Origin of the sequence: Clostridium sp. (assembly GCF_050717545.1) — a bacterium.
GTDB lineage: Bacteria > Bacillota > Clostridia > Clostridiales > Clostridiaceae > Clostridium_AD.
On record NZ_JBOITN010000028.1, the window covers coordinates 58,633 to 71,762 of the forward strand.

A 13,130-nucleotide genomic window follows, 5' to 3' on the forward strand; every position below is an offset into this window, starting at 1 on the left:
TCAAATAAACATAAGCTATTACACTAACTTTCTAATTATTTGAATACGCCTTCTATTAATCTACTTTAAGTATAGCCATAAATGCTTCTTGTGGAACTTCTACACTTCCAACTTGTCTCATTCTTTTTTTACCTTCTTTTTGCTTAGACAATAATTTTTTCTTTCTTGAAATATCCCCACCATAACATTTAGCTAAAACATCTTTTCTAAGTGCCTTTACTGTTTCTCTTGCAATTACCTTAGCGTTTATAGATGCTTGTATTGGAATCTCAAACATTTGTCTTGGTATATGTTCTTTTAATTTTTCAGCCATAATTCTTCCTCTATGGGTAGCTGATTCTTCGGGAACAATCATTGACAAAGCATCAACTTTTTCTCCTTTAAGCAAGATATCAAGCTTTACAAGATTTGCAGTTATATATCCCTTTAATTCATAATCAAAAGATGCATAACCCTTAGTTCTTGATTTTAATGCATCAAAAAAATCATAAACTATTTCATTAAGTGGCAAGTCATAATTTACTACCACTCTAGTGGTTTCTATATATTTCATATCAATGTATATGCCTCTTTTTTGTTGGCATAACTCCATAACTGATCCTAAATACTCTGATGGCGTTATTATAGACGCTTTAACTATTGGTTCTTCCATATAACTAATTTCTGTAGGTTCTGGAAGATTTGTAGGATTTGTTATTTCTATTAATTCTCCACTAGTTTTCATTACTTTATATATAACTGACGGTGCGGTGGTAATAATATCTAGATTAAATTCTCTTTCAATTCTTTCTTGTATTATTTCCATATGAAGAAGCCCTAAAAATCCGCATCTAAATCCAAAGCCTAATGCAATAGAAGTTTCTGGTTCAAAACTAAGCGCTGCATCATTTAATTGAAGTCTTTCTAACGCCTCTTTTAGTTCTCCATATCTAGCACCATCTATAGGGTAAATACCACTAAACACCATAGGTATAGCTGGTTTATATCCCTTAAGTGGTGTTAATGCTGGCCTTGCAGCTTCTGTTATAGTATCACCAACTCGTGCATCCCTAACATTTTTTATTGATGCAGTTATATAACCGACATCGCCAGCCCTGAGCTCTGATACTGGAAAATAATTTGGAACAAAAACTCCAACCTCTACTACATCATATATTTTACTTGTATTCATCAGTTTAATCTTTGTTCCTGCTTTAACTATACCATCTTTAATTCTAACATAACATACAACGCCTTTATAACTATCATATGAAGAATCAAAAATCAAAGCTTTAAGTGGAGCTTCTTCATCACCACTGGGTGGTGAAATCTTTTTAACTACAGCTTCAAGAACATCTTCTATGTTAAGTCCAGTTTTAGCTGAAATTCGTGGAGCATCTTGAGCTTCTATTCCTATTACGTCCTCTATTTCCTGAATTACCTCGTTTGGCCTTGCACTAGGAAGATCTATTTTATTTATAACTGGTGCAATATCAAGGTCATTGTCTAGGGCAAGGTAACAGTTTGCTAAGGTCTGAGCTTGAATTCCTTGTGATGCATCAACTACAAGCACAGCGCCTTCACAAGCAGCTAAGCTTCTTGAAACCTCATAATTAAAATCTACATGCCCTGGAGTATCTATAAGATTAAATATATATTCTTCTCCATTTTCCCTTTTATATACAAGTCTTGCTGGTTGAGATTTTATTGTAATTCCTCTTTCTCTTTCTAAATCCATATTATCAAGTACTTGTTCTTCCATTTCCCTTTTAGTTAAAGTACCTGTTTTCTCAAGTAACCTGTCTGCAAGAGTAGACTTACCGTGATCTATATGTGCAACTATTGAAAAGTTTCTTATGAATTTTTGTCTATTGCTCTGCATTAATTCTTACCCCCGTTATTGTTAACTATCGTTTAATCATAGTTTTTACATAATCTAGATACAAAATTCCTTAATTATACTAGTTTTATAATATCAAGTTAAATTATATCATAATATATGTAGTATAACACGCTGATTGTGATTTTACATTATACTTTATTTCGACAGAAGGATTAAATTTACACTACAGATGCTAAATTTGATTTACTTTGAAAAAACACCATTATAAATATTAATACATTTTTCTTTAATGTTATAAATAATGTCATTATTTATATAAAAAACATATTCCTTTGTCTCTATCCTGAAATCAACAGGTTTTAATTTAAAACTTATTGTAAATTTGGACTTATCTTTCACAAGTTCCGGCTTATTAATATTAATTTTAATAAATCCATAGGCGAATATAAGAAACCAAATAACAATTACAATAAAATATTTAATTCTTCCTCTTTTACGCATAAAAGGTGCCCCCATCCATTCGCCTTAATAAGTAACAATTATTAATTATTACCCTTTCCCTATTAAGGATGCACTTTTTATAATAAATTATTCACTTTTTGACATTTAATTACTATGTTATAATCCTAGATAAAGTTACTTAGTATAAAAAAAATAGTAATGCGGAAATACTCTCACATTACTACTGCACATTTATCCTAAAAAAAGCTAATTATTACTCTAATATATTTTTATTTTACCTTATACCATACATATGAAGAAAGTTCTAAGTTTTACTAGTTTAGATACTTGTTTATATCTTCTAAATTAAGAGCTGGTTGTAATGCTATATTTATGCCATTTGCAATAATTTTAGAAACTGAGTTTATAACTATATCAATCTCCTTAGGTGTAACAACAAGATTACCCACATACGGATTTAATACTTCCGAAATCATTTTCTGTTTTTCCACTTTATCAATAGACTTTAGCATATTATAAAACTCCTTGCCCTGGCTTGCAGATTTAATCATCTCATCAAGCACTAGATCAATAGTATCATTTGCAAGGGTCGCTGCATCTACTACTGTTGGAATACCTATAGCAATAACAGGCACCCCTAGAGTTTTTTCACTGATTTCCATCCGTCTATTCCCAATCCCTGCTCCTGGAGAAATCCCTGAAGTACCGATTTGTATAGTTCTATTTACCCTATCCATTTTTCTAGAAGCTAATGCATCAATACAAATTACTAAATTAGGTTTAATCCTCTCAACTATTCCACGAATAATTTCGCCAGTTTCCATACCAGTTATTCCAAGTACCCCAGGGGATATAGCGCATACTGGTCTAATTCCTTCATCTATCGAGTCTGGCACAAGCTCTTTCAAATGCCTTGTTACCATTATCTTTGAAACAACTTTTGGTCCTACAGCATCAGGAGTAACATTCCAATTACCAAGTCCAACTACTAAAGCTGTCATACTATCATCTAGTTTTATAAGCGGCGTTAGTACTTTACCCATCACAATACTAACTCTATCCATAGCATCACCATCATAATGAACAAATTCAGGAATATCAATTGTAATATAAGTACCTTTTGGTTTTCGCATCATTTTTTCGCCCACATCACTTACTATTCTAACATTAGTAATTTTAATGTCGCCATCACTGTACTCATCTACATCAACACCAGGCATCTCGCCATTGTTTTCTGACTTGTATATCTCTTTAGCTTCTACAGCTAAATCCGTTCTTACATTTATCATAGTTTCACCTCAACTAAATTTTTAATATTATCTTTTCCTAATAGTTGTTTTCTATTCTTATAATAATATTGCAGCTCCGCAGGAGATGATTTAACGACCTAATTAATGCATAAATTCAAATAAATTTTATACATATAACTTAATTTACTTGAAGTACTTAAATTTTAATGCTATAATACTAATTGATTAATTAAATAGATTCGTATGCAGTTTTCCCAAAGACTGTTAACCGTTATTAAAATAAAGGGTGGTGAAAATGAATGGCAAATATTAAATCAGCAAAAAAAAGAATTAAAGTTACTGCAGTTAAAACACTTAGAAATACTATGATTAAATCAGCTTTAAAAACTAAGGTAAAGAAATTTGAGACAGCTATCGTTACTGGTAATGTTGAAGATGCTAAGGTTACATATGCAACCGTTGTTAAAGCTTTAGATATGGCTGTAACAAAAGGAATACTTCACATTAACAAGGCAGCAAGAAGAAAATCAAGACTAGCTGCAAAATTAAACACTTTAAGTGTAACAGCATAATAAAAAAACCGGTGGTTTATACCGGTTTTTTATTTTTTGGGATTATAAAAATTTTATATTCTATTGCTACATAACTGTTTTTATCATAAAAACTTCAATATTTATCTTGTCGTCAGTAGATGTACTTTTTAACGTTTTTTCTAGCTCTACACATAATTCAATATTTCTTTTTAGCGTCTTTATTGTAAACTTCATACTTTGAGAAATCATTTTTTCACATATAAACGGATGAAGCCTTAATTCTCTTGCCAAAACATCTTTTGATTTTCCACTATCAATTCCTAATTTAATATTAAATAAAAGATTAAATTGTCGTCCTATCATAAATAATATAAGTGGAATCTTCTCCCCTTTATATATAAGTTCATTTAAAATATCTAGAGCCCTCTTAATATTTTTTTGAGACAAGTAATCAACTAAATTAAAAATATCATTGTCACTTTTTTGAGGTAACATTGCGAAAATATCTTCTTTAGTAATGTCCCTTCCGAATGCATATGATATCAATTTTTCTACTTCATTTTGTATAATCTCCATATTATTATCAACACTGCTACAAAATAAAGTTAGTTCTACCTTCCCTATTTTCGCGCCTGCACTTTCAAATAACCCCCTACACTTCTTTTGTAGTAATTCGCCTTTTAATTTATCAACCTTTATAACACATGCCTTTTTATCCAATTTTTTAATTTTATTGCTTGGTTTTTCTCTGTCACTTAAAAAAGTATAATATATAATCAAAATGCAATGGGGTGAGGGATTGCTTAAGTATTCATTTAGCATAACAAAATTCTTATTTTTTAAATCCCCTAATTTTTTAGTTCCAGAAGTATCATCTAAAAAGGAGGCTCTATATACAACTACTACCTTTTTATCACTCATAAACGGCATGGTTTCACAAGCATCACTAACTGTCTCAAAATCAGTTTTGCTACCATCAAATTTCGAATAGTTTAAATCAATAAAATCTTCCTTTAATACATTTTTAGTTATATATGCAACATTCTCTTTTATTAATTTTTCATCCGATCCGCAAAATATATAACAATTATCTATCTGATGTTTATTAATTTTTTTTTGAAGTTCAACATAGTTTATCAAAGTATTTCCTCCAGCCCTTGCGCAAATTTAAAAATCTTGTTGCCTATAATTATGTATTTATTTATTATTGTGCCCGCTGGCACATATGTTTCGTCATTTTTAAGTACTACATTCTCTACACGTGATAAAGTCTCTTGCATATCACTTACTAATATAGCATCATCATTATATCCCATGATTTGTTTTTTATTTAGTGCCTCTGAAAAACATACCTGAGCTTCTAATTTATTACCACGACTAATTAATTCAATAGCATATCCATCTGTTAGCCTTATAGTTGAATCACCAGAAAAATCTTGAAAAACTTTATCTATTCTAACAGGCACTTTTAAATCCTTAACATCAACATTACCTGTGGTAACTGCAATTGTAGTTTTTTTATATTGTATTAATACTATATTACACTTATTTACATTTATATAGCTAATTTCAGTAAAAACCTTATAATTTTGGAAAGCAATTACGAAAATAATTAAAAATGGAACATACCTAAATTGTCCATATCCTTTTTTAATTCCAACATAACATAAATATAGTGCAAATACAACTAAACCTTCTATATACGAAAAATAAATCATTTCTGGAAGCACCTGGTCAAGAATTTCTTGAATAAATTCTATAATCGTAAGCGTTGTATACAACCCGTAATTCACCAAACTAAACAATCCATGTATAGACCCAATCACCATGCCTATATTCCCTAGTACTACAACTATTGTGTAAAATGGCAATAACACCAAGTTACTAAAAAGGAATCCTAAACTAAACGTTTTAAGGGCTACAACTGCATATGGCATAGAAAATATTTGAGAACTCAAACTTAAACTAAAAGATTCATTTAGTTTAGAGGGTAATTTATATAACACCTTTTTCATTTTTTTATTATACACTACAATTCCCAGAACACAAAGAAAAGACAACATAAATCCTATGTCTAGAATATAAAAAGGTCTAAATATTAGTAGTATAATTGCGGCTAAACTAAGTGATGATAAGCTGTCATATTTTTTATAGACTTTACTTGATATCTTTAATATAAAAATCATTATAAATGCCCTCATTGTAGATGACTTGCCTCCTGTAAATATCATATATCCAAAGGAACATAATATAGCAATCTTATAACCAATAATACTTTCTAAAACTTTATATACTATTGACATATGTAGTCCTGATACGCTTATGACATGACTTATACCCAACTTTTTGAAATCTTCCTTTTGAGCTTTTTCTATGTATGTACTGTCTCCAAAACACACAGCCATAACTAAAGCTGCTTTTTCCTCTCCCAGTAACTTTAAAAATTTTTCATATAGACTGCTTCTAAAAACTTCAATCCTCGATGTTAGATCAACTTTACAGATTTCATAATTTTTAACTGTATATGATCCAACTATTCCGCGCTCATATTCTGGAACTTTTATAAAACTACCACTTAGATAAACATTTCTCCCCAAAATAAGTCCCTCAGAGTTCCCTTCCAATACAATTATCTTGTTACCATACTTTGCGGTACAATAATAAACACTTTTTTGTGATATTCGCACTTTTATTTTTTGCTGCGTTGGCATGTTAACATTAAAATAACAGTAATAATTTATTACTCCAATAAGAAAAAAACATAATACTATATAAAAAAAGTTCCTGCTTATATTAAAATACATAACAGTTAAAAATAACGTTGCTATAATAACACCAAAAATAGGATTATTTATTAAAATCAAACAAGTAAAACATCCTATAAATATTGTTACTGCATAATATACTAAAGGTCTAGCCATCTATGCACCCCCATAATAATATCTTATCCAATAAATATTTATATTAATCAGCTTGGCTAATTAAATAGGAGACTTTAACAAAACTTGCCAAAGTCTCCATAACTTTTATTATTAAATTTAATTTGTATATTAAAAATATATTATGATATTCTTAGTTACCACATACGTTTCTATTTCCCTTATGACATTTTTTGTGATGTTTTCTGTTATTAATAATAATAGTGTTGCAACAGCAATCATTGTTACAACATCTATTGTTACAGCAACCATTACCACCAAATCCATCATCTTCTACTGCAAGCAATAAAATTAACCACCAAAAGCACATATATATTTCCCCCCTTTCTCTCTCTTTGAAGGCAAATATTTTACATTTAAATCATTTTTCATAAGTTATTTCCATTATACTTCTTTTGTTAGTATATATTATTAAGCTTGTACTAAAAATGTTCCTATTATTGCGTATCTTTCATTTTATATTCCAATAACCAATAAATTTCCACAAAAATAAAACCTGTAGGAATAAATTCCTACAGGTAATTTTTCTAAGATAATATTATCTTTGAAATCCTCTATTGTTTTGTTGTTTTTTAGCTCTTCTACAATCAGGACATCTTTGTGGTTCATTTTCGAATCCTTTTTCTTTATAAAATTCTTGTTCACCCTCAGTGAATACGAATTCTTGTGAACAATCTTTACATACAATAGTTTTATCTGCCATGTTAAACATTTCTCCTTTTTATTTATATTAAGATTAAGATCTGATTTACTTTATATGCCTAAAAAGGTAATGTTTTAATCATATCAAATCTTGTTGTTGTTGATTTTGCAATCCCAACTCGTTAAGAATACCATAATTATTAATATTATGCAATACTTTTTTCAAAATACTTTTTAATAATTACTTTTAACCAATATGAATTACTTATTGTTTACATGCCCTAGCTAATGCTAAATTAATAGTACCTTTCACAAGATCAATAACCTCTAGTTTGCTATATCCCTTGTGTTTTATTTGCTCTTCTTCTTTTCTTGCTATCGCTTTATATGGATATTCTTTTTCATTGTTTTCTAGAACTTCTATTAGGTAACCCCTGTATTCTTCCATACTCCACCTCTTTTAATTTATTTAAATGCTACTTCTAATTATATATTTGACATATATTGCTTAAAACTAAACACTAATCTTATCTAACTTAAACCTTTACTTAACTTTATCATTTTACTATTATCTCTAAATCTAGTTACAACTCCCTTTGATTTCCTCCTCTTCTAAAATCATTATACCACATTTATAATAATTTGAATATTCTTTTAATCTTCTTTTTTATGTTTCTTTTTTACCACTTTTAACCTGAAAAAATCTTCTCTTTCTTTCTCTTCCAGAACCTCTGTAATAAATTTTACTATTTCTTTAAATTTAGGAATCTGTATATTTTGAAGAGCATTTGCTCTTTTTTGAGTTTTCTTTACTTCCATAGCCAATTTATAAACAGCATTTTCTACTTCTGCTAGCTCATAGGTTAAATATTTCACATCATTAAATCCTTTCATTGCTTCATCAATTGAAGCACTACTTCTGTAAAACCCATATTTCGGTTTTATTTCTTTTCTGTCAAATATAATTTTAGGGACTTCTACCCCCATTACACTTTTAAACAAAATTTCATAGTCTTTAGCTTCATCTACCGACATTGCTATGTCTTCTGTAATAGTTATTCCTGAATTAATATTTGCAGCTTCTAGGGCTTTATAAGCCTTTGTAAAAGTTACGTTTACCTCATCTTGAAGATGCCTTGCTTTAGATACGTAAGACATCATTTCTCTTATAAGTACATTCCTCTTTTTATCTAATAATTCAAATCCTTTTTGAGAAAAATCGAGTGAGCTTTTAGCCTCCATTAACGTAGATTTAGTTGGTGCAAATGTCTCCATATTATTTCACCACCGATTTATAATATTTTTCTAAAATCTTAGGAGACACTCTATCTAATTCATTTTTGGGCAATATGCTAAGAATTTCCCATGCTAAATCTAAAGTTTCTTCCATATCCCTATTTTCATCATAATCCTGTTTTAAAAATTCCCCTTCAAAAGCGCGACCAAAATCCATATATATTTTATCTGCCTCAGATAGCTCATCTTCACCTATAACCTGTGCTAGTGCTATTACATCTTGCACCCTAGAATAGGCTGCAAATATTTGATTCGAAACGTCCGCATGATCTTCCCTTGTAAATCCCGCGCCTATTCCATCTTTCATAAGCCTTGACAGAGACGGAAGTATGTTAACTGGTGGGTAATAACCCCTTTGCTGTATCCCCCGACTCAAAACAATTTGTCCCTCAGTTATGAACCCTGTAAGATCCGGCACTGGGTGCGTTATATCATCATTAGGCATAGTGAGTATTGGTATTTGCGTTATACTGCCTTTTTTACCTTTCATCATTCCAGCTCTTTCATATAACGAAGCTAGATCCGAATATAAATATCCTGGGTAGCCCTTTCTACTTGGAACCTCTTCTTTTAATGATGAAAGTTCTCTTAATGCTTCACAATAATTAGTCATATCTGTAAGAATTACGAGTACATGCATATCCTCTTCAAATGCTAAATATTCAGCAGCACTTAGTGCACATCTTGGAGTTATTATTCTTTCAACTATGGGATCATCAGCTAAGTTGGTAAACATAACCACCTTTTCTAGCACCCCCGCTTCTTCAAAGCTTTTTTTGAAGAAGTTAGCATCATCATATTTAATACCCATAGCTGCAAACACAATGCAAAATTCTTCTGACGCAAAACTAGATATTTTGGCCTGACGCACGATTTGAGCCGCTAGTTCATTATGCGGCATTCCATTTCCAGAAAATATAGGTAGCTTTTGTCCCCTTATTAATGTTGCAAGGCAGTCAATAGATGATATCCCTGTTTGTATATAGTTTCTAGGATATCTTCTAGCTACCGGATTAATAGGCCTTCCATTTACATCATATTTTTTTAGTGAATAAACTTCCCCACCATTATCTTTTGGATCGCCTATCCCATTAAATTCTCTTCCTAATATATCTTTATTAAGCGCAATTTTAAATGATTCACCTCTAAAATGAACTGATGTATTGTCTACAGACATCCCAGTTGTTGTCTCAAAAACTTGAATTATGGCCTTATCTTTATAAATTTGAACAACCTTTCCTCTTTTGTTATACTTTCCATCCACTACTATGTCAACAATTTCATCATAAGCTACATCTTCCACATTAGAAAGTATAACTAAAGGTCCTTGAATTTTATTTAACATTAAATATTCTTTTTTCATATTGGTCCTCCCAACTTGTAAAATTAAGGTAGATAATTATTATTATCTACCTTGCTTATATTTTTCTATAAGTTTCTTGAAATGATTTTCTAATTCCTTCTCTAAATCATCTATTATTGAAAGTTTATCATTTGGTACATTATATTTCATTTTGTATAGTTTTTCCATTAATTCTTTGTCTATTATTACAGAAATAGGTATTCCATATTTTACAGCGACGCTTCCATTGTCATAAAGCGATTCTATAACTTTAAGCATCTTATATTGTTTATCAAGTGGTGCATAGGTATCTATATCATTATAGGCATTTTGTTGAAGAAACGCTATTTTAAGACATTTAGACACTTCTATAATTAACCGTTGCGAGTCTGGCAGAACATCTTCGCCCACCAATTTAACTATTTCTAAAAGTTTACTCTCCTCATACAAAAGCTTAAGCATCTTTGCTCTTAAATCTATTATTCCCTCAGCAACATTTTCCTCATACCACTCTTTCAAAAGTGATAAGTACCCACTATAACTATTTAGCCAGTTTATTGCAGGATAATGCCTTGCATAAGCCAAGTTTTTATCAAGTCCTAAAAATACAGATACAAATCTTTTAGTATTTTGAGTAACTGGTTCTGAAAAATCTCCACCCGCAGGTGACACTGCTCCAATTACAGTAACAGAACCTTCCTCTGAGTTTAGAGTTTCTACATAACCTGCTCTTTCATAGAACTCCGCAATTCTTGATGGAAGATATGCTGGATACCCCTCTTCTGCAGGCATCTCTTCAAGTCTTCCAGAAATTTCACGTAGTGCCTCTGCCCATCTAGAAGTGGAATCTGCCATTATAGCAACATGATATCCCATATCTCTAAAATATTCGGCTATTGTTATGCCAGTATAAATACTTGCTTCCCTTGCAGCTACGGGCATATTAGATGTATTTGCTATAAGCACAGTCCTATTCATAAGTGGCAAATTTGTTCTAGGATCTATAAGTTTAGGGAAATCTTCTAGAACTTCAGTCATTTCATTCCCCCGCTCACCGCAACCTATGTATACTATAATGTCTGCATCAGACCACTTTGCAAGTTGATGTTGGGTTATAGTCTTTCCAGTACCGAACCCACCAGGAATGGCACAGGTTCCTCCTTTAGCCAGTGGAAAAAATATGTCTATTATTCTTTGCCCCGTAATAAGAGGTTTAAAAATAGTTTTTTTATCCTTAATAGGTCTTGGCGTTCTTACTGGCCATTCTTGATAAAGTTTAAGTTCGTATTCGGTTACGCCTTTCTTTAGTTTAACTATTATGGTTTCTATATTATATTCTGCATTTTCGTTTGTCCATGTTACAACTCCAGATACACCTGGTGGAACCATTATTTTATGTTTAATAGATTCGGTTTCTTGCACACTTGCATATACATTCCCTTCTTTTAGTTCATCACCAATCTTTACATTAATATCTACATCCCAAAGTTTTTCCTCGTCAAGAGAAATTAGGCCTATGCCTTCTGGTAAAAATCCATATGACATTTTATTTATTTTTTCAAGAGGCCTTTCAATTCCATCGAATATATTTCCAAGTATTCCTGGTCCAAGTTTAAGTGATAATGGACTACCAGTTGATGTTACACTCTCACCTATTTTAAGCCCACTTGTTTCTTCATAAACTTGAATAGTTGCGTAATCTTCTTCGAGTATTATAATTTCACCGATAAGTTTTTTAAAACCTACCATAACCATTTCTCTCATTTTAAAGCCGCGCATATTCTCAGCTTTTATAACAGGGCCGTTTACTCCGATTATGCTTCCTTCCATGTTTTCCTCCCTCTAAATTATGCTACATAGCAACTCCACTCTATTTGTTAAGATAGCATTTCCATAACTCTAACACCGATTTTTTCTTTATTTGCTTGTAATGCAGAATAAATACTACTATCTATTCTAAATTTACCTTCATGATCTTTTAGCACATGACCGCCTATAAAATCATCGTCTAAGATCTTTATTTCTATATTATAATCAATGCACCCTCTTAAAATAACTTCCATTTCACTTTTAAATTTATCATAATCTTTTTTTAATACTTCAATATAATAGCTCCCCTTATCTACAGCCTTTAAAGTTTTTTCTATACTGCTTATGAAGTACTCTTTATACTCAATCGTGCTAGTAAATTTTACTAATCTTTCGCGTACACTTTCTAAAGCATCTTTTATTAGATTATCTTTAAGTGCGAGCACTTCTCTTTGCTTATTAAGATTTTCTTTTGCAACTATTGCATTTGATTTAATATTTGATTTTTTTTTAGCTTCCTTTTGTAAACTTTTCTTTAAATCATCTAATCTTGTTTTTTCAAAAGTTATTTTTTTCTTGGCATCTAAGTTAAAGGCATCTAACCTTTGTTTTTTTTCTTCATTTACTTTGTCATATATTATTTTTGAAAACAAATTTATTTTATCTTCAATAGTGGTCATAACTAATCCTCCTGCACTTTCTTCTCATTACTAATATACTGATTATAATTTTAGTCCTATCGCCTCTTTAACATATTTTAAAATAGAATCACTACCCTTACTCCATCCATGCCTATCAGGAATTTCTACTATAAGCGGACTCTCCTTTGATAATTTTATACTATCAACCTCATCAGGTATTAACAGAGCTATTGCTTCTGTTAATATTATTATTCCTATTTCCGGATCTTTTTTTATTTTCCTAATCGTTTCAATTATTTCTTCTTTTTGATGAAGAACAATACTTTCGATACCTACCATTTTCATACCTACAAATGTATCTATATTATCACTTATTAAATAACTTCTCATGTAC

At 30.7% G+C, this 13,130-nt stretch carries 14 protein-coding genes; 1 reads left to right on the forward strand and 13 read right to left on the reverse strand.

The genetic code is table 11. The features are described from left to right. Positions 1-55: 55 nt before the first annotated feature. The 3 genes from lepA to gpr form a co-directional block, all read right to left on the reverse strand. Positions 56-1,861 (reverse strand): translation elongation factor 4, encoded by a 1,806-nt coding sequence (lepA, locus tag ACREVX_RS06535; RefSeq protein ID WP_431543360.1) that lies wholly within the window; start codon positions 1,859-1,861, stop codon positions 56-58. Between the two features lie 204 nt (positions 1,862-2,065). Beyond that, complete coding sequence (locus ACREVX_RS06540; RefSeq protein ID WP_431543361.1) at positions 2,066-2,323, reverse strand: hypothetical protein; 258 nt, start codon at positions 2,321-2,323, stop codon at positions 2,066-2,068. A gap of 275 nt (positions 2,324-2,598) precedes the next feature. Continuing rightward, complete coding sequence (gene gpr / locus ACREVX_RS06545; RefSeq protein ID WP_431543362.1) at positions 2,599-3,573, reverse strand: GPR endopeptidase; 975 nt, start codon at positions 3,571-3,573, stop codon at positions 2,599-2,601. A gap of 260 nt (positions 3,574-3,833) precedes the next feature. Between gpr and rpsT the strand changes: the two genes are divergently transcribed. Continuing rightward, the gene (gene rpsT / locus ACREVX_RS06550) at positions 3,834-4,106 is read left to right on the forward strand and encodes a 30S ribosomal protein S20 (RefSeq protein ID WP_431543363.1); all 273 of its coding nucleotides are present in this window, start codon (positions 3,834-3,836) and stop codon (positions 4,104-4,106) included. Positions 4,107-4,172: 66 nt separating this feature from the next. Here rpsT and holA read toward each other — a convergent pair whose 3' ends face one another. The 10 genes from holA to ACREVX_RS06600 all read right to left on the reverse strand — a co-directional run bounded on the left by holA (position 4,173) and on the right by ACREVX_RS06600 (position 13,126). Further along, positions 4,173-5,207, reverse strand: a complete 1,035-nt coding sequence (gene holA, locus ACREVX_RS06555; protein WP_431543364.1) for a DNA polymerase III subunit delta — start codon at positions 5,205-5,207, stop codon at positions 4,173-4,175. Next, a complete protein-coding gene (locus tag ACREVX_RS06560) occupies positions 5,204-6,988 on the reverse strand; it encodes a ComEC/Rec2 family competence protein (protein WP_431543365.1) in 1,785 nt (594 codons plus the stop codon). The genes holA and ACREVX_RS06560 overlap by 4 nt, the downstream gene beginning before the upstream one ends. 151 nt (positions 6,989-7,139) lie before the next feature. Next, positions 7,140-7,316: a hypothetical protein gene (locus ACREVX_RS06565; RefSeq protein ID WP_431543366.1), complete on the reverse strand. Its 177-nt coding sequence runs from the start codon at positions 7,314-7,316 to the stop codon at positions 7,140-7,142. A gap of 228 nt (positions 7,317-7,544) precedes the next feature. Beyond that, the gene (locus ACREVX_RS06570) at positions 7,545-7,709 is read right to left on the reverse strand and encodes a zinc-ribbon domain-containing protein (protein WP_165413721.1); all 165 of its coding nucleotides are present in this window, start codon (positions 7,707-7,709) and stop codon (positions 7,545-7,547) included. Between the two features lie 204 nt (positions 7,710-7,913). Continuing rightward, positions 7,914-8,096, reverse strand: coding sequence for a hypothetical protein (locus ACREVX_RS06575; RefSeq protein WP_431543367.1), 183 nt, complete (start codon positions 8,094-8,096; stop codon positions 7,914-7,916). Positions 8,097-8,302: 206 nt separating this feature from the next. After that, positions 8,303-8,923, reverse strand: a complete 621-nt coding sequence (locus tag ACREVX_RS06580) for a V-type ATP synthase subunit D (RefSeq protein WP_431543368.1) — start codon at positions 8,921-8,923, stop codon at positions 8,303-8,305. Between the two features lies 1 nt (position 8,924). Continuing rightward, positions 8,925-10,307 carry a V-type ATP synthase subunit B gene (locus tag ACREVX_RS06585; RefSeq protein WP_431543369.1) on the reverse strand — a complete coding sequence of 461 codons (1,383 nt, stop codon included), beginning with the start codon at positions 10,305-10,307 and terminating at the stop codon, positions 8,925-8,927. Positions 10,308-10,349: 42 nt separating this feature from the next. Next, entirely contained in the window at positions 10,350-12,116 is a 1,767-nt protein-coding gene (locus ACREVX_RS06590) for a V-type ATP synthase subunit A (protein ID WP_431543370.1), read from the reverse strand. 47 nt (positions 12,117-12,163) lie between these two features. Continuing rightward, positions 12,164-12,775 (reverse strand): V-type ATP synthase subunit E, encoded by a 612-nt coding sequence (locus tag ACREVX_RS06595; protein WP_431543371.1) that lies wholly within the window; start codon positions 12,773-12,775, stop codon positions 12,164-12,166. Positions 12,776-12,817: 42 nt separating this feature from the next. Continuing rightward, positions 12,818-13,126: a V-type ATP synthase subunit F gene (locus ACREVX_RS06600; RefSeq protein ID WP_431543372.1), complete on the reverse strand. Its 309-nt coding sequence runs from the start codon at positions 13,124-13,126 to the stop codon at positions 12,818-12,820. Between the last annotated feature and the right edge of the window lie 4 nt (positions 13,127-13,130).

What these genes read in the sequence shown, in the direction of transcription:
- lepA (WP_431543360.1), bottom strand. Translation starts at nt 1,861, where the DNA reads ATGCAGAGCAATAGACAAAAATTCATAAGAAACTTTTCAATAGTTGCA.
- ACREVX_RS06540 (WP_431543361.1), bottom strand. Translation starts at nt 2,323, where the DNA reads ATGCGTAAAAGAGGAAGAATTAAATATTTTATTGTAATTGTTATTTGG.
- gpr (WP_431543362.1), bottom strand. Translation starts at nt 3,573, where the DNA reads ATGATAAATGTAAGAACGGATTTAGCTGTAGAAGCTAAAGAGATATAC.
- rpsT (WP_431543363.1), top strand. Translation starts at nt 3,834, where the DNA reads ATGGCAAATATTAAATCAGCAAAAAAAAGAATTAAAGTTACTGCAGTT.
- ACREVX_RS06560 (WP_431543365.1), bottom strand. Translation starts at nt 6,988, where the DNA reads ATGGCTAGACCTTTAGTATATTATGCAGTAACAATATTTATAGGATGT.
- ACREVX_RS06565 (WP_431543366.1), bottom strand. Translation starts at nt 7,316, where the DNA reads ATGTGCTTTTGGTGGTTAATTTTATTGCTTGCAGTAGAAGATGATGGA.
- ACREVX_RS06570 (WP_165413721.1), bottom strand. Translation starts at nt 7,709, where the DNA reads ATGGCAGATAAAACTATTGTATGTAAAGATTGTTCACAAGAATTCGTA.
- ACREVX_RS06575 (WP_431543367.1), bottom strand. Translation starts at nt 8,096, where the DNA reads ATGGAAGAATACAGGGGTTACCTAATAGAAGTTCTAGAAAACAATGAA.
- ACREVX_RS06580 (WP_431543368.1), bottom strand. Translation starts at nt 8,923, where the DNA reads ATGGAGACATTTGCACCAACTAAATCTACGTTAATGGAGGCTAAAAGC.
- ACREVX_RS06585 (WP_431543369.1), bottom strand. Translation starts at nt 10,307, where the DNA reads ATGAAAAAAGAATATTTAATGTTAAATAAAATTCAAGGACCTTTAGTT.
- ACREVX_RS06590 (WP_431543370.1), bottom strand. Translation starts at nt 12,116, where the DNA reads ATGGAAGGAAGCATAATCGGAGTAAACGGCCCTGTTATAAAAGCTGAG.
- ACREVX_RS06595 (WP_431543371.1), bottom strand. Translation starts at nt 12,775, where the DNA reads ATGACCACTATTGAAGATAAAATAAATTTGTTTTCAAAAATAATATAT.
- ACREVX_RS06600 (WP_431543372.1), bottom strand. Translation starts at nt 13,126, where the DNA reads ATGAGAAGTTATTTAATAAGTGATAATATAGATACATTTGTAGGTATG.